13 protein-coding genes are annotated in these 16,817 nt (G+C 60.7%); 3 read left to right on the plus strand and 10 right to left on the minus strand.

Annotated elements, in window-relative coordinates; translation table 11 throughout:
* Positions 1–115: 115 nt before the first annotated feature.
* Entirely contained in the window at positions 116–2,308 is a 2,193-nt protein-coding gene (locus JFT81_RS03780; protein ID WP_201226169.1) for an OsmC domain/YcaO domain-containing protein, read from the minus strand.
* 221 nt (positions 2,309–2,529) lie between these two features.
* On the opposite strand from JFT81_RS03780, the gene JFT81_RS03785 reads away from it, so the two are divergent.
* Positions 2,530–5,154 (plus strand): EAL domain-containing protein, encoded by a 2,625-nt coding sequence (locus tag JFT81_RS03785; RefSeq protein ID WP_201226170.1) that lies wholly within the window; start codon positions 2,530–2,532, stop codon positions 5,152–5,154.
* 13 nt (positions 5,155–5,167) lie between these two features.
* Here the strand turns inward: JFT81_RS03785 and JFT81_RS03790 are convergent, their stop codons facing one another.
* From JFT81_RS03790 to JFT81_RS03830, 9 genes are all read right to left on the minus strand, one after another.
* A complete protein-coding gene (locus tag JFT81_RS03790) occupies positions 5,168–5,368 on the minus strand; it encodes a hypothetical protein (RefSeq protein ID WP_201226171.1) in 201 nt (66 codons plus the stop codon).
* Positions 5,369–5,470: 102 nt separating this feature from the next.
* Complete coding sequence (locus JFT81_RS03795; RefSeq protein ID WP_201226172.1) at positions 5,471–6,991, minus strand: FAD/NAD(P)-binding protein; 1,521 nt, start codon at positions 6,989–6,991, stop codon at positions 5,471–5,473.
* 62 nt (positions 6,992–7,053) lie between these two features.
* A complete protein-coding gene (locus tag JFT81_RS03800; protein ID WP_201226173.1) occupies positions 7,054–8,241 on the minus strand; it encodes an aminotransferase class I/II-fold pyridoxal phosphate-dependent enzyme in 1,188 nt (395 codons plus the stop codon).
* Positions 8,242–8,264: 23 nt separating this feature from the next.
* Positions 8,265–9,143, minus strand: coding sequence for an acetaldehyde dehydrogenase (acetylating) (locus JFT81_RS03805; RefSeq protein WP_201226174.1), 879 nt, complete (start codon positions 9,141–9,143; stop codon positions 8,265–8,267).
* 14 nt (positions 9,144–9,157) lie between these two features.
* A complete protein-coding gene (gene dmpG, locus JFT81_RS03810) occupies positions 9,158–10,168 on the minus strand; it encodes a 4-hydroxy-2-oxovalerate aldolase (protein ID WP_201226175.1) in 1,011 nt (336 codons plus the stop codon).
* A 37-nt stretch (positions 10,169–10,205) separates the two neighbouring features.
* Positions 10,206–11,240: an AbrB family transcriptional regulator gene (locus tag JFT81_RS03815; protein WP_201204258.1), complete on the minus strand. Its 1,035-nt coding sequence runs from the start codon at positions 11,238–11,240 to the stop codon at positions 10,206–10,208.
* Positions 11,241–11,327: 87 nt separating this feature from the next.
* Entirely contained in the window at positions 11,328–12,569 is a 1,242-nt protein-coding gene (locus JFT81_RS03820) for an ATP-grasp domain-containing protein (RefSeq protein ID WP_201204259.1), read from the minus strand.
* Between the two features lie 159 nt (positions 12,570–12,728).
* Positions 12,729–13,553 carry a hypothetical protein gene (locus tag JFT81_RS03825; RefSeq protein WP_347340481.1) on the minus strand — a complete coding sequence of 275 codons (825 nt, stop codon included), beginning with the start codon at positions 13,551–13,553 and terminating at the stop codon, positions 12,729–12,731.
* Positions 13,554–13,555: 2 nt separating this feature from the next.
* A complete protein-coding gene (locus JFT81_RS03830) occupies positions 13,556–14,779 on the minus strand; it encodes an MFS transporter (RefSeq protein ID WP_201204261.1) in 1,224 nt (407 codons plus the stop codon).
* A gap of 95 nt (positions 14,780–14,874) precedes the next feature.
* On the opposite strand from JFT81_RS03830, the gene JFT81_RS03835 reads away from it, so the two are divergent.
* Both JFT81_RS03835 and JFT81_RS03840 read left to right on the plus strand, forming a co-directional pair.
* A complete protein-coding gene (locus JFT81_RS03835) occupies positions 14,875–15,774 on the plus strand; it encodes a LysR family transcriptional regulator (protein WP_201204262.1) in 900 nt (299 codons plus the stop codon).
* A 52-nt stretch (positions 15,775–15,826) separates the two neighbouring features.
* A complete protein-coding gene (locus tag JFT81_RS03840; protein ID WP_201226177.1) occupies positions 15,827–16,642 on the plus strand; it encodes a suppressor of fused domain protein in 816 nt (271 codons plus the stop codon).
* The last annotated feature ends 175 nt before the right edge of the window (positions 16,643–16,817 follow it).

Below are 16,817 nucleotides of genomic sequence, written 5' to 3' on the forward strand. Positions count from 1 at the left end.
CCTGCTCTAGCGAATCCATTATCGACTCGATCGTTCCGGTCGGTGGATGACGCCAGACACTGGCGTCGGCCCCTCTTCCTCCAGGAGAGAGCCGGGGTGAGGGCTTTGCTGCGCGCTACTTGAAATTAGCCCGCGCCGTGTGCAGTTTCTGGTAGCTCTCGATCAAGCGCAGATGCCGGTCAAGACCTTCCAGCTTCATGCTCGTCGGCGTCAAGCCGTAGAAGCGTACGCTGCCGTTGACCGAACCAATCGCTGCATCCATGCGCTCGTTGCCGAACATGCGGCGGAAGTTGGCTTCGTAGTCTTCCAGCTGCAGATCGTCGTCCAGCTCCATCTCCAGTACCACGTTCACCGCTTGATAGAACAAGCCGCGCTCGACGGTGTTGTCGTTGTATTGCAGAAACGCTTCAACCAGATCCTTGGCCTCATCAAACTTCTGCAGCGCGAGGTAGATCATCAGGCGCAGTTCCAGAATAGTCAGCTTGCCCCACGGCGTGTTGTCATCGAATTCGATGCCGATCAGCGTGGTGATCTCGGTGTAATCGTCCTGCTCGCTTTTTTCCAGGCCTTGGGCGAGGTTGCGCAGGCCGACCTTGCTGAGGTTATGCAGGTTGAGGATGTCGGCGCGAAATTGCAGGGCTTTGTTGGTGTTGTCCCAGATCAGATCTTCGACCGGGTAGATCTCCGAGTAATCCGGCACCAGAATCCGGCAGGCCTTGGCACCGATGTGCTCATAGACCGCCATGTAGACTTCTTTGCCCATGTCTTCGAGGATGCCGAACAGGGTGGCGGCCTCCTCGGCATTGGAGTTTTCGCCTTGGCCGGAGAAGTCCCACTCGACGAATTCGAAATCCGCTGCAGCGCTGAAGAAACGCCACGACACGACACCGCTGGAATCGATGAAGTGCTCGACAAAGTTGTTCGGCTCGGTCACTGCCTGACCGGAGAAGGTCGGCTGCGGCAAGTCGTTCAAACCTTCGAAACTGCGGCCCTGCAACAACTCGGTCAGGCTGCGCTCCAGTGCCACTTCCAGGCTCGGGTGTGCGCCGAACGAAGCGAATACGCCACCAGTGCGCGGGTTCATCAGGGTCACGCACATCACCGGAAATTCACCGCCCAGCGATGCGTCCTTGACCAGCACCGGGAAGCCCTGTTCTTCCAGGCCCTTGATGCCGGCGAGGATGCTCGGGTATTTCTCCAGCACTGCTTGCGGCACGTCTGGCAGCGCCATTTCACCTTCGAGGATTTCGCGTTTCACCGCACGCTCGAAGATTTCCGACAGGCACTGTACCTGCGCTTCGGCGAGCGTGTTACCGGCGCTCATGCCGTTGCTGAGGTAGAGGTTTTCGATCAGGTTGGACGGGAAATACACCACTTCATTGTCCGACTGGCGCACAAACGGCAGCGAGCAGATGCCCCGCTGGGTATTGCCGGAGTTGGTGTCGAACAGGTTCGAACCGCGCAACTCGCCGTCGCGGTTGTAAATCTTCAGGGTGTACTCGTCGAGAATTTCGCTCGGCAGTTCGTCTTTTGGCCCCGGTTTGAACCACTTCTCGTCCGGGTAATGCACGAACTCGGCATTGGCAATCTCTTCACCCCAGAACTGGTCGTTGTAGAAGAAGTTGCAGTTCAGGCGCTCGATGAACTCACCCAGCGCCGAGGCCAGCGCGCCTTCTTTGGTCGCGCCCTTGCCGTTGGTGAAGCACATGGGCGAATGCGCATCACGGATGTGCAGCGACCAGACGTTGGGCACGATGTTGCGCCACGAAGCGATTTCGATCTTCATCCCCAGGTCGGCCAAAATGCCCGACATGTTGGCGATGGTCTGCTCCAGCGGCAGGTCCTTGCCCGCAATGAAAGTGCCAGCGTCCGAACCGGCAACCGGCATCAACAAAGCCTGAGCATCGGCATCGAGGTTTTCGACTTCTTCGATGATGAACTCAGGGCCGGTCTGCACGACCTTCTTCACCGTGCAGCGATCGATCGAACGCAGAATGCCCTGGCGATCCTTGTCGGAGATGTCCGCTGGCAACTCGACCTGGATCTTGAAGATCTGGTTGTAGCGGTTTTCCGGGTCGACGATGTTGTTCTGCGAAAGGCGAATGTTTTCCGTGGGGATGTTGCGCGTGTCGCAGTACAACTTCACAAAGTACGCCGCACACAACGCCGACGACGCCAGAAAGTAGTCGAACGGCCCCGGTGCCGAGCCATCGCCCTTGTAGCGAATGGGCTGATCGGCGATCACCGTGAAGTCGTCGAACTTGGCTTCAAGTCGAAGGTTGTCGAGAAAATTGACCTTGATTTCCATGCGGGATTACCAGAATACGGCTAAACGAATGGGCGCCATTATCCGGTTTTTGCGCGGGAAGTCTTGCCCTTTCGGGATTGGCCGCTGATCGGCGCGCTGCACCCGGGGAGGCAAATCACGCGGGTTTCACTACGCTTTCAGTGCAGTTGCCCAGAAGAATCTGAACATTGCGCCCGCGCCGTGGTTCTAGATTCAGAAGACAGCGGATCAAGGACGAGCACATGGATCTTTCCAGCTATGCAGCCCCGCTTCCACCGCGCCAGAACGCCGTCACCCGCCGCCTCGCCTTCGCGGTCGGTGCGCTATTTGTCAGCGGTGTGATTGCCGCAACGGTGGCCTTGCTCGGTATTGCCGAACGCCTCGACAACGACGAAATCAGCAAAACCCGCTTTTACTCCGCTCGCGCGCTGGAAAACCGCATCACCGCCTCGAAAAACTACATCACCAGCTACGCCTACTGGACTACCGCCTACGAGCATTTGAGCGGTCAGGTCGATACTGACTGGGCCTACACCGAGCAGAATGTCGGCAAGACCCTGTTCACCACCGACGGTTATGACGGCGTCTTCGTGCTGAACCGCGAAGGCACCCGCTATGGTGTGGTGCGCGGGCAAATGGTCGATGCCGAGCTGTCCGCGTTTGTTCAGGTGAGCGCCAGCGCGTTGCTCGATCAAGTGCAGGGGCAAGCTGACCTGACCAAACCGGTCAGCCGTTATTCACTGTTCGAGGGTTGGCCGGCGCTGGTGTCGGCGGCGGCGATCATTCCCAACGATGAGCGCCCCCTCGGCGATCCGCAAAAAACCTCGGTGCTGGTATTTGTCGACAAACTCACGCCGACCAAGCTGCGCCTGATCGGCAGCGGTTACGGCTTGAACAACCTGAGCCTGGCACTGGACGAGACGCTCGACCCGCAACGACCTCGTGTGCCGCTGGACAACACCGGTTACAGCCTGATCGCTGATCTGGAGCGGCCCGGGCAACATTTATTGTGGTCATTGCTGCCGCCACTGGGCGCAACGATAGTGGTACTGATGCTGCTGACCGCGTACTTCTTCCGCCACGCTTTGCGTTCATCGGAGTACGTCGACCAGAGTTTTGCCGTCATGCAAACCGCCAATCAAGCGCTGGAACACGCCAACCGTGACCTCGAGGCGAGCGAAGAACGCTTTCGCGCGGTGGCCGAAGCCGCGTCGGACTGGATCTGGGAGGTCGATCGCGCCCTCGCGCTGACCTACCTCTCGGCGCGCTTCAGCGAAGTGACCGGTTACCCGCAAACCCTGTGGCTGGGGCAAGACATCGGCCAGTTGCTGTTTTGCGACACCACGCCACTGGAACTGTGGCTGAGGAATCTCATCGAGGAAGACAGCGCCAGTGATTTACGCTGCACCTACCGTGACCACGCCGGCCAGCAACGCCATTGTCGGCTGTCGGCCCGGCCGATTTATCAGCAGCACGCGGTCATTGGCTATCGCGGCACGGCCAGTGACATCACCGACGAAGTCGCCGCCCACGCACAAATCCAGCACCTGTCGATGCACGACGCACTGACCGGCCTGCCCAACCGCAACAAGCTCGCACGCTATCTGGATGACGCGCTGCTGCTCAATGAACACGCGCCGGCACTGTCGCTGTTGATGATCGATCTGGACAATTTCAAACCGATCAACGATTCGCTCGGTCATCCGGCCGGCGACGCGGTGCTGCAGGAAGTCGCCGTGCGCCTGCGTGAATGCACCCGCGAACATGACCTCGTCGCCCGGCTGGGCGGTGACGAATTTGTCGTGGTGCTCAACGGCATGGACAGCCGCCACGAGATCGACAAGTTCTGCACCCGCCTGATCGGCAGCCTGCACCAGCCGATCGTCTTCGAGCATCATCCGCTGCACGTCGGCGCCAGCATCGGCATCGCCCTCAGCCGTCGCCACGGTTACGTGCCCAGTGAACTGATCCGCTACGCCGACATCGCGCTGTATCAAGCCAAATCCGAGGGCAAAAACACTTGGTGCTATTTCGAAGCGCACATGAGCGACCAGATCCAGACGCGCCGGCAAATGGAAGACGACCTGCGCCATGCGCTCCAGCACGATGAATTCGTCCTGCACTATCAGCCGCGCTACAAGGTCGATGGCAAGCAGATTGTCTCGGTCGAAGCGCTGGTACGCTGGCAACATCCGAGCAAGGGCCTGCTCGGCCCGGACCTGTTTATTGCGCTGGCGGAGCAGACCGACCTGATTGTCCCGCTGGGCCGCTGGGTATTGCGCGAAGCCTGCGAAACCGCGCTGGCCTGGCCTGAAGACATACTGCTGTCGGTCAATCTGTCCCCTGCGCAGTTTGCCGCCAGCGACGTGGTCGAGGAAGTCCGCGAAGTGTTGATCCAGACCCGCTTCCCGGCCAGTCGACTGGAACTGGAGATCACCGAAAACGTCATGCTCAACGATACCGACGGCGCCCTGACCACCATGAATGCCCTGAAAGAACTGGGCGTGCGCCTGAACATGGATGACTTCGGCACCGGTTATTCATCCCTCGGCTACTTGCGTGCCTATCCATTCGACGGGATCAAGATCGACAAGCGCTTTATCGCCTCGATCAGCAGCGGTACCAATGACCGCGCGGTGGTGCAAGCGATCATTGGGCTGGGCAAAGCCATGGGCCTGACTGTCACCGCCGAAGGTGTAGAGACCGAGGAACAACTGGCAATTCTCGGCAAGGATCAGTGCAACGAAGTGCAGGGATATTTCATGAGCCGGCCGATCGACAAGGCCGCCTTTACCGATCTGCTGAATAGTTCCAGAGACCCGCGTTCGGCAGGCTCTGCCACCAGCCGCAAAGGTCGCGTAACCTGAGCAGCGACCAGCGCTATTGCGTACCGGTGAAGATACTGCCCGCATCGCGCACCAACTGGCGCCACTCAGCGCTGGTGATTAGCCCCTGCTCTTCCATTTCGTCAGCGGCTTTGAGCAACTCGTCATATTGCTCTTCCGGATCCAGGCGCATCTGCGGTTGGGTTGCCAGTTTGCGCCATGCCGCCAGTGATTGTTTTTTTTGCTGATCAAACATAGGGTCTCTCTCGCGAAGGCTTATTCGGTAGAGAGAGGTACGTTCGCGGCGTTCAGCGCAATCGACGGATGGCGCCGCGGTGCCTTGCCGTCATGGGTATTTTCAAACGTGCTCTTCCATGCGCTCCAGTCGCTGGGACTGCCCTTGCCACTGCATCGCGTCGGCACAGCGAAAGGCGTGGCGGCCGTTGATTTCCAGCGCCGAGGTGAAGAAGAACTGCCCGACCGTGAGTTCGCCCACCGCATGGATCTGCCGTGTGCCTGCAGCCCGGCCTTGAAGGCGATAGCTGTCTGGGTCGACGCATATGCCGCCCATCGCATGCGGCGTGGCCGTGCCGTTCTTGATCAGCGCAGCAAGCAATGCCGAGTCGAGCAGTTGCGCATCGCGTGGGAAACCTGTGGCGTGGATCAGTCGATCGTAAACGTGAGCCCAACCTGCGCCCTGCAAGGTCAGGCCCTGCGAATCTGCCTGCGGTGAAGCAAACGCGCCGGCGACGAATTCGAGCTGGCCGTTGCGCAGATAACTGAGGATCTTGCGCGCATTTTCGCTTGGGATCGATACGCGATACGCCATGAAGAAGCTGAAATACTCACTCATGAACCGCGCCTGCGCGCTGGCGTCCAGCGCCTGCCACACGTGCTCGATAAAGCCGTTGGTGGCGTAGAGAATGGCCTGCCAGATGCGCGGCGCCCGGGAGACGTTGAGTTCGTCCTCGATAAAGCGGATAACGTCCGGCGGCGGCGCCGGCATCGGGATCACCGCCGTGGTCGACGCCGGGTCATGTGCGGCCAGTTCCTTGCGAAACAACGCGACCAGATCACTGATCTGCAGCGGCCCGTTTTGCGCAACGAGCGCACGCACGCCCTCGCGTGTCAGGTGCTTGAGTTCGACGCGCTCCTGGGTCCCGCGCACCACCGGAAAATAGCCGCTGCGCGAGTGCATGCGAATCGGCCCACGGTGCCCGCCCTCGATCAAGGCAATCACCGTGTCGATGGCGCTCAAACGCGCACCAATCACCGCTACGCGCTCGTCCGGGTCGATGACGCTAAGCAGGCGCGACACTGGATAAGGCGTCGACAGAACGCGTGCATCGTGCCGGGCCGGGTCGATCTTCTTGCCCAACGGCCCACAGAACAGCAAGACCTTTTGCGTGGCGATACTCACCCCGCAACGCGTGCGCACGGTCTCGGTGCCGTCGATCGGATCGATGGCGCAGACTTCCGCGTGCATCAGCACGATCTGGCAGCCGAGTGACGCGCCACGCAGGACGATTTTCCTGATCTGATGTTGCAGGTAAACCCCAAACAACGCTCGCGGCGCAAAGCTTTCCGCCGCCGGTTGAAACGCGGGGAAAGCGCTGCGCCAGGCGCTCGGGTGTTCTTCCAGCCAGCGTTGAAAATGCCCCGGATGGTCGGGGAAAGGCGTGATGAAAGCGGTTTTGGTATTGAGAATATTGCTCTGCAGATCGGCTTCATAAGCGGCGCCAGGGCCAAAGTCCTGGCGTTTTTCGAACAGGTAAATCACCCCGGCCGGTGCGCTGCCGGCAGCGACGCGATCGAGATGACGTTGCAGGAATGCGACAGCCGTCGCGCCGCAGCCGACGATTGCAAAGGCACTTTTCATCAAGGTATTTCCTTATAGTGAACCGCTTCCTACGTTGGCTTCAGCGCCCTGCCCGTACGTTGTCACTCCAGGGCGCTGAGGAACGCTTTCAAGCGCACGGCGCCGGCCTGGACCTGATCGGGGTCGCCCGAATAGGACAATCGCGCATGGCCCGGCGCGCCGAAAAAACTCCCCGGAATCAGCGCCACGCCGTACGCCTCAAGCAGCATCGAGCAGAACGCCTCGTCGTCGGCGATCAATTGACCGCGCAACGATTTGCCGAGCGCCTGGCGGATGTCCATGAACAGATAGAACGCCCCCCCAGGCGAGCAAAAACGCAGATGGGGCGCGTCATCCAGCGCGTTGATCAATGCCAGGCGTTGCGCGGCTAAACGGTCTCGGGCCGCGAATGAAAATTCCTGATCGCCGTTGAACGCCGCAGCGGCGGCGGCAGCGGGAATCGGCGGGATGTTCGAGATCGAATTGGAGTTGAGCGTGGTCACCGCCGTGGCAATGCGCTCGTCCGCCGCCAGCAGGCCGACCCGCCAGCCCGGCATGCCATAGAGCTTGGAAACGCTGTCGATCTTGATGATGCGCGCGCCGAGGTCCGGCGCGACAGACAGCAGGTTCGGACAACTGTCCATTTCGTAGACAAAGCGCTGATAGACGTCATCGGAGATGATCCACACGTCTTTCTTGCGCAAGACCTCGGCCAGTTCCGCCAGCTCCTGCGCCGAATACACCGCACCGGTAGGGTTGCCCGGCGAGTTGAGCATGACCACGCGCACGCTGTTCGTCAGCGCCTGTTCCAGCGCCTGCGCAGTCATCTTGTAGCCGGTATCGGCGGTGCAGACGACATTGACCACGCCCGCCCCGACCAGGTCAGCGATGTCGAAATAGGTCGGCCAGCACGGTGTTGAAACGAGGATCTCGTCACCCGGGCAAATGATCGCCCGCAAGACGCTGAACAACAGGTGCTTGGCGCCAAGACCGGCCACCAGATTCTGCTTGGCATAATGGGTAAAACCCTGCCCGTGCAAGTAACCCAGATACGCCGAAAGCAGCGCTTCATCACCTTGGCTTGAGCCGTAGCCGCCAGAGTGCTCGCAGGCGGCATTGACCGCCGCTTCGATGATGTGCGGCGCCGGCAGAAAGCCCGGCACGCCAACACCGAGATCGATCACAGGGTGCTCGGCTTCCCTGACTTTCTGCACAACACCGAGGATGGGACAGAACCGCGCAAATTCAAGATCTGGCGAAAGAGCAGGCATACAAGTCTCTCCGTGAGCCGAGGTCAGGCAGCGCGTTCGGCGACGCGACTGCGCGCCATGAGGGCGGCCATGTGCGTGGCCGTGGCGGTGATGATGTCGAGGTTGCCGGCGCTCGGATCGAGGAAATCTCCCGCCCCTTCCACCCGAACCATGGTGAACAGCCGACCTTCGCTGTAATGCAGGTCGACGATCACTTCATAACCCGGCACCGCAGACTGCACTTGGCTCACGGCGCGCTCGACTTCGCGGCGTGTCGCGGTCAGATCGATGTCTTCGATCAGCGCTGACACTGCGGTCTGCATGTACACGTTCGGCTTGGCCGGATTGATGTTGAGGATCGCCTTGACGTCGCCACAACCAGTGAAATGCTTCAGCGCATTCTCGGTGGTGGTGATGTAGTTGCTGAGGTTGCGGCGCGTCGCAGGACCTGCGCTTTCAGCACTGATCGACGACACCACTTCGATGTAGTGCAAACCCGGATTGGCCCGAGCGATGGCGGCGGCGAGCGGGATCGACGCTTGGCCGCCGCAAGTAATCATGTTGACGTTGGTCGCCTCGGTCAGCGCCAGACCGTTGAGCGATGGCACGCACAGGCTGCCCAGTGAGGCCGGGGTCAGGTTGATGATCGCCTTGCCGGCGTCGATCAGGCGCGGTGCATGGATTTCATGGTCCGTCGCCGACGTGGCATCGAACACCACGTCGAAATCGTTGATGCGCGCAAACAGCCCTTCGATACCGTCGGCGGTCGTGGCGACGCCGCGCTCACGGGCGAACGCGAGGCCGGCCGATTGCGGCGAGCGCCCGGCCACCAGTGTGCAATCGAGATCCGGGTGGGCAAGTACTTTACAGAGGATGTCGCAGCCAATATTGCCGCTGCCGATAATCGCGGTTTTCAACGTCATGTGGGGCTCCAGAGTCAGGCGACGGCAGGTTGAGAGAGGCGGCTGGCGACCGAAATAATCAGGTCTTCCTGACCGGCCACGGCGTTGCAGCGGGCCAACTCTTCATAGATTTTCCGCGGTTCGACGCGAAACTCGGCGGCGGCCCGGGCGACGTGCTTTTCAAAGCCGCTGCACACACCGTAGAGGCCGCTGATCAGGTTGGCGGTCTTGACCACTGTCGGCGTCCTGACCGGGGTGAATTCTTCCAGGCTGTCGACGGCTCGGCACAGCCCGAAGACGTCCACGCCGGTGTCGAACTGATAACGTTCGAGGACGGCGCACAGCACTTCCAGCTGAGTGTTGCCGGCTCCGGCACCGAAGCCGCGCATGCAACCGTCAATGATGGTCGCTCCGGCCTGGGCCGCCGCCAGCGAATTGGCCACCGCCAGGCCGAGGTTGTTGTGGCCATGAAAGCCCACCGGAATCGACAGTTCGCGCGCCAGCAGGCCAATCTTTTCGCGGGTGCTGTCCGGGTCGAAATGACCGGCCGAATCCATCAGCACCAGCGCGTTGGCACCGTAGCCTTGCTGTTTCAAGGCCTCTTCGAGCAGGCGCTCGGCACTGGCCATGTGGGTCATCATCAGCACACCGTGGACGAACGCACCTTTGGCTCGCGCATGTTCGATGTAGCTTTCGGTCACGCTGGCCTCGGTGCAATGCGAGGCGATGCGCAGCACCTCAACGCCGATGCTCAGGGCCGTGTCGATGTCGCTCAAGCGCGCAAAGCCGGGGATCATGTGAATGCCCAGTTTCGACTGCGTCAGGTTGGCCCGCGCGGTTTCGAGCATTTCCGTGTCTTTGTAGCGTGCCAGCCCCAGTTGCAGCGATGACGCACCCAAACCGTTACCGTGGCCGACTTCCACCACATTCAGCCCGCAGCCATCGACGGCGCGGCAATACGTGGCGATGTCTTCAAGGCTCAGCGAATGGGACACCGCGTGATTTCCGTCGCGCAGCGTAGGGTCATGAATTGCAATAGCAGTCATCGAGATCAAATCCTTGTCATTCGAAGGTAGGCAGCCGTTATTGCTCGGGCTGAGGTTGTTCCTGCAACAGGCGCTTGGGCAAAAACACCGGGGAAATGTGGATGATCGACATCCGCACCACGTGGTTGAGCATCACGAAGGCCGGGTCGAGCTTGAGCAGCAGCGCTGCGGCGGTCATCACTTCGACGCCACCGGGCACCCACGACATGAACAGCGTGAGGAACGGTTTGCCGGTCAGCTTGCTGAAGACGAACGCCACCAGCAGCGTCGTGCAGAACGTCAGGGCGGTGACCACCAGGCCAGCGCGGATGTAACGCACGACATCCTTGAAGGAGATGTCTTTGAGACGAATGCCGATCAAGCCACCGAGCAGGATCAGCGCGACGATGGCGAAAGGATCCGGCACGTGCAGGTTGGCCTGCGGAAACGCGACGTTGACCCCGGCCGTGCAAATCAACCCGGTCAGCATGTATGGCGCCGGCACGTCGAAACGCTCCAGCAGATAACCCAGCGCCACGGCGGCAATCGCTGGCGGGATCACGCCCAGGTAGTTGTCCAGAGTGCCCAGCACCGGCGTGACGCTGTCGGCGTGGCCGCCGGCGATAATCGTCACCACGGCGAGCAGCGCGAGCAGTCGCACGATGTGCACGAACGCGATGCGCCCGGACGCCGGCCCCTGCTCGCCCGACACGGTCATCACCGCCGCCATCGCTCCGGGAATCGAGCCCAGCAGGCTTTCGATGTGGCCCCATTTCTCCATGCGTCGCAGCCAGTTGTAGCCGACGAAAATCTGCGTGGTCATGCAGATGACCAGGCCGACCAGAATGCTGAAGTCACTCAACTCCTTGATCATCGAGCCGGTGACGATGGAGCCGACGCTGATACCCAGCAGCAGTTGCACCGTGGCCACGAACGGATACGGCATGCGCATCGGCACGCCGAACTTGCTCAGCGCGGTGACCGCGCAAATCGCACCGATCAAGTCGCCGAGGGGAAATCCGGTGAGGTAGCCGAGCCATGCGCCGAGCGCCGCCACAGGAATCGGGATAAGGCTTTCGATCACTTTGTTCATGGGATATCCACTTTTCTGAGGGCGTGACCGTACCGTCCAGCACGGAAAGGTCAGCTCAATTGATGTCGGAGGAATCGGCGCCGCGGTCTAGACCAGGGCGGCAACGGCGCTGGTGGACCAGTCGCAACTCTCGTGGAACCAGCGTTCGACCTGCCGCAGGTTGTCGCGCAGCTCAGCCTCGTTGCGCCCCGCCACAATGGCGTTGAGGATCTCCGAGTTGGTGAATTCCATGCTCGAATAAGACGTCATTTTCTTCGCCGAAATGCGGTATTCGAGGACGCTTGGCAGCGTGCAGGTGTGCGGCACGTCACGCAGCAGGCCGACACGCGGCGGGATGCTGATATGCCCGACCATCTGCAACGGCTCGACCATCGGCTCGGGGCGATAGGTCGGATCCTGCAACGCACGCAGGAAGCTCATGCGCGGATCAATGCCCCAGGCATGGGTCAGTTCCTGATTGAAGAACACCCCGCCCAACCGCGAAGCGATTTCGCAGAGGACGATTTCACCGTTCTCGGTAACGAACAACTCCAGGTGAAACAGCATCGTCGGATCCGAAGGCAGCACGTCTTCGACCAGCGAACGGGCGTAGTGAACCAGCCGTTCGCGCATCGGATTGCTCGCATCGAGCATGTGCAGGTCGTGGGACTTGCCGCCCAAAAAATCCAGCGCCGAGGTCATCACGCGCACCGGTGACACGAGGATCGGCTGACCCTCGATGTACAAACCATTAACGATGTAATGGCTGCCGCGCACGAAGCTTTCGATCATCAGGTTGTGGAAGGTGGTGGACGGACGCGCGGCCAGCCACTGTGTCAGTTGTCCGAGGTCCTTGAGCACTTCGACACCGTTGGAACCACGGCCATCGCGCGGTTTGACCACCACCGGAAAACCGTGGCGTTCGCTGAAGCGCACCGCTTCAGTGGCATTGTGGATTTGGGCCATTTCGGCAATCGCAAAGCCACACTGTCGGGTCCGCTGTTTCATCAGGAACTTGTCCCGGTAAAACATCGCGCGTTCTTCGGCGCCCTGGGTGATGCCGAGGCGATCATTGATGCGCGCTACCCGCAACACGTCGATCTCGGCCAATGCGACGCACAGCGGCGCATGCAGTTCGCGCGCGATTTCGTAGACATCGATCTCGACCAGCGCACTGTCATTGAAATTGTCGAAGAGCTGGAAGTGCACGCTCTCGCCCAAATGCGCGGCGATTTCCGCCATTCGCGATGCACAGCTCAACAGGACGCCCTCACGACCCAGCGCGGCAGACCAGCTTTCGGCGCTGTGCTGGAGAACAATTTTCGGCGGGCAAAAAACAATGAGCTGCATACGGCCTTCCTTGCAATCTTGCGGGATTTGTCGAGCTTCGGGCCGGCCGTGCGAGGCCGATCCAAAGCCACAACATCTTGATAAAAACTTGCTGCGCAGGCCAATACCGATTCCGTCGTTATTGATACTTTGCACGACGTTTCAACGATTTTCGGTTACTTAAGCCAGATGTTCCGCACAATTTCGCATCACTGCGGCCTTGCGTTGCAGGTACTCGCTGAAGATTTCCTGCGCCGCCGCCTGAACCACGGCGATGCCCATGACATCGACAAATTCCTCGACCGCTGCCACCGCGTGGGCGAAGTGATTGCTCTCGGTGCCGCCGGTGTGCACGGTCACCCAGGCGACCGTCGAACGCACCTTCGCGGCCGGCACGCCCATGTCGCGTTCGAACCATTGCTTGAACAGCGGATGGATGAATTCCACTTCGCCGTGGGTGTAGACCTCATGCACCAGCGTGGTCAGCAGGCCTTCCAGCAGATCGCGATCGCGCAGTCGTCGGCTGTCCGCCCAGTCTTTGAAGGCCTGTGCCGACGGCAGGCAGTTTTCCTTGAGCAACCATTGATCGTCGCCGCAGATCGGTGTGGCCATGTTGTAGAACAGCTCTGAGTGCAGAATATTGCCCAACGCACCAAGGTCTTCGTCGGTAATCCTTTGCAGGCTGCTGCACACCTGATGCAGACGTTGCGCCGACTCCCCGCCCTGCTCCGATCGCGCCAGCAAGGTGATCCGGTTGGCCAGCCCCGAAACGCTGGCGGCCGAGTTGTTGGTTTTCGACCAACTGCCGAAGAAGGTGCGCAACGGCACGACGTCATGGCGGCGTGCAGTGAGCAACTGGAACGACGCTTCGATGTCCAGCAGGGCCGCCTCTTCGCTGCGGAATGTCGCCACCAGCGCCTGCTTCAAAACACCGTCAGGCATGTCCTCGAGCACCGGCTCGATCACGTTCAACAACTGGCTTTGCAGCGTCTGCAGGTTACTCACGGTCATCTCACTTTTTCCTTGTTGGATGTTGAATCGAGCGCGTTCAGCGCGTGTGGGCCGGCGATCACCGGCAATGCAGAGACTTTCCAGCCGCTGCGGATCACCAGCAGTGGCAACACCTGGAACATCACGATCAGCGCAATACAGGCGGGCCAGCCACCCAGTTCCCACAGCGTGCCCGGCACGAAAGCGCCGAAGCTGCCGCCCAGGTAATAACTGGTGAGGTACAAGCCGACGGCGCCGGCTTTGTCTTGCCGGGCGTGGGCGGTGATAAAGGCATTGGCGGCGGCTTGTGCGAGGAACACCCCGGTCGAGCTGAGCGCCAGCCCCAGGACGATCAGCCACAAGGACGACGTCAGCGTCAGCAGCGAGCCGGTCACCCCAAGGCACGCCGCCACTTTGATCAAATCGCTGCGCGGCCGCGCCTTGCCGAGGCGTCCGGCAACCGGCACCACCACCAGCGCCAGCAGAAAGACTGAATAAATCGCCCCAAGCTCACCCGTGCTCAACGAAAACGGCGCATGGCTGAGGTGCAAGCCGACGTAGGTAAACATCGCGATTTGCGCAAACAGCACGCAAAAGCCCACGGCATAAGCGGCCAGCAACGGCTTGCTGAATCGCTCACCTGTTATGGCCTTACGGTCAGCGGGGGTTGGCACAGGCGCGGGTGGGTTGCGCGGCAACAACCAGGCAATCGCCAGGCCGAGGACCAGGCTCAGCCCGGCGAGCAATGCCAGCGCCATACGCCAATCGGCAAGCTCGGTGGTCCAGCCGGTGAGAAAGCGTCCGCAAAAGCCGCCCAGCACGGTGCCGGCGACGTACACGCTGGTCACTTCCGTGACCGCGCCGTCCTTCCAGCGCACGCCGATGTAGGCAATGCTGGTGGCGAACACCACTGGAATGAGCATGCCCTGCACGGATCGCCAGAGAAGAAACTCACTGAAACTACTTGCCCATGCGGCCAATAACGCCGGCAGCGCCAGGAGGATAGCGGCCAGGGCGATCACCCGGTGCTGCTCGGCCCGCGCACTCAATCGACCGACAAACAACGCTGTCAGGGCGACGGCCAGGGTGGTGACGGTAATGCTCCAGCTGGCTTGCCGCGCTGACACGTCAAAATCAGCGGCCAACTCGTTAAGCAGGCCTTGTGTGGCATAAAGGTTGATGAAAGCCGCGCATCCCGACAGAAACAAGGCGACCCGAGGACACAACACGCGAAGATTCATGAGAAAAGTTCGTAATGATTTCAAACACTTTTATAAGATGGGCTGTCGTAACGATCCAATACCTATTTCCGACCGATTGATACCCAAGGATGAACATGATCGATCTGCGCCGTTTGCGTTACTTCCTGGTCGTCAGCGACGAACTGCACTTTGGCCGTGCCGCCGCGCGCTTGCACATCGCCCAGCCGCCGCTGACACGGCAGATCTCGGCACTGGAAACCGAATTGGGTTTTCGCTTGTTCGATCGCAGCACGCGCAACGTCACGCTGACGTCCGAGGGCCGGCATTTTCTGCCCTATGCCCGGGCGGTGCTGGAGCAGGTCGACCTGACCGCGACCATCACCAGCAAACTGGCGGCCGGTTCAGCCGGCCATCTGGCGGTGGGCTATGCGAGCTCGATTGCGCTGTCGGATATCTTCAGCCAGACCATCCAAACGTTTTGCTCGTCGTACCCGGACGTGCAACTGACCGTTGAAGAAGGCGCGTCCAGCACGCAATGGGCGCAGATCATCGAGGGCCGCCTCGACATCGGCATGAGCCGCATGCAACCGCCCGGCGATGATTCCGAGGTGCAGGCGATTTGTCTGGACAACGAACCGCTGGTGGCCGCCATTGCCAGCGACAGCCCGCTGGCCCAACAGGATCAGGTGACCCTGGCCGAGTTGAGCGCGTACCCGTTGATCGCCTTCCCCAGCGATTACGGCTCGGGCCTGAACGACATCATCGCGGCGCTGTACCACCGCAACGGCCTGACACCGCTGCCGGCGCCGACCGGTAAACAGATCACCTCGATCATTGCGCTGGTCGCTGCCGGCCGTGGCGTGGCGGTGGTGCCGCAATGCACGCAGACCCTGGTCAAACGCGGCGTGACCTATCGCCCACTGGCCGAGCCTGGCGCAACGGCGCCTTTGCTGGTGCTGACACGCAAGCGCGAGCGCAGTCCGCTGGTGAAGGCGTTTGTCGAGGTGATCGAACAGACGTTGCAGGCAAAGTGATGAGGCCTTATGGCACACTTCGCCGCTGATTTTGATCTTGCAAGGAACGCCCGTGGAATTCTTTAAAAAGCTGTTTGCCTCGAAGAAAAAACCCGAGTTGCCGTCTGCGCAGCCCTTCGACGAGTCACTCTCGGAGATCGACCTCAGCGAGGCGGAGAAAGCCAACCTGGCAGCGCGCGAAGCCAGCCAGGCTTGCCTTGATCGACACTGGAATGCGGTCGGCTTGAGTGAGCGCGATGTGCTCGGCTACATGATCAGCCCGAGCTTCATGGGGGGCCCGGACTGGCCTTCGACCCGCCAGGCGTATCGCATCGTGCGCCGTGGCGATTCGATCATTCTCGCCAGCGAAGGCCTGTCGGATCCGTTCGATGACGCTGAAGGCCTGGGCAATGGTTTCGAGATGGAATTGTTCATCGAAACCGCCGACATTCCCGAGCACGCGCGCGGCGCGCTGGGCGATGTCGCTCCACTCCAGCAAAGCTGGGCCTTTGAATTGCTCAAGCACATCGCCGCGACGGTGGCGAACGCCGGCGGAATCACCGGCCAGTTGCAAAAGTACGGTGCACTGTCCCTGGAGCTTCCGGGGTTCAGTCAATCGCATTACATGAGCGATCAAATGCCTGCCCATTTCGTCACCGAGGATGACATGGTCGGCGTCCTGCTCGGCGCGCCCGACGCGGACTTCCCTTCGGTGCTGAATGACATGCCGCTGTCGCCGGTGAAGCTGGTGTCGGTGGTACTGATGACCGCCGCCGAACTGGAGTACGTCCGCGCAGGCGGGCAAAAGGCGCGCGAAGATCTCATTGTTCGCTTGCAGGCAGCAGGCGTCGGACACATCAACACCTTCAACCGCACCAGCGTCGTATAACCGAAAACACTCCAGCCTGTAGGAGCAAAGCTTGCTCGCGAAAGCATAGGCCCAGCCAATACTGATGCTGGATCTGCCGCCCCCTTCGCGAGCGAGCTTTGCGCCTACACAGCCACCGTTGCCGGGCAAAAGCAAAATTGCCATGTGTTTCCTTCGTTCTTTGTTACGTCGCACT

It is taken from the genome of Pseudomonas sp. TH43, assembly GCF_016650635.1.
Taxonomy (GTDB): Bacteria; Pseudomonadota; Gammaproteobacteria; order Pseudomonadales; family Pseudomonadaceae; genus Aquipseudomonas.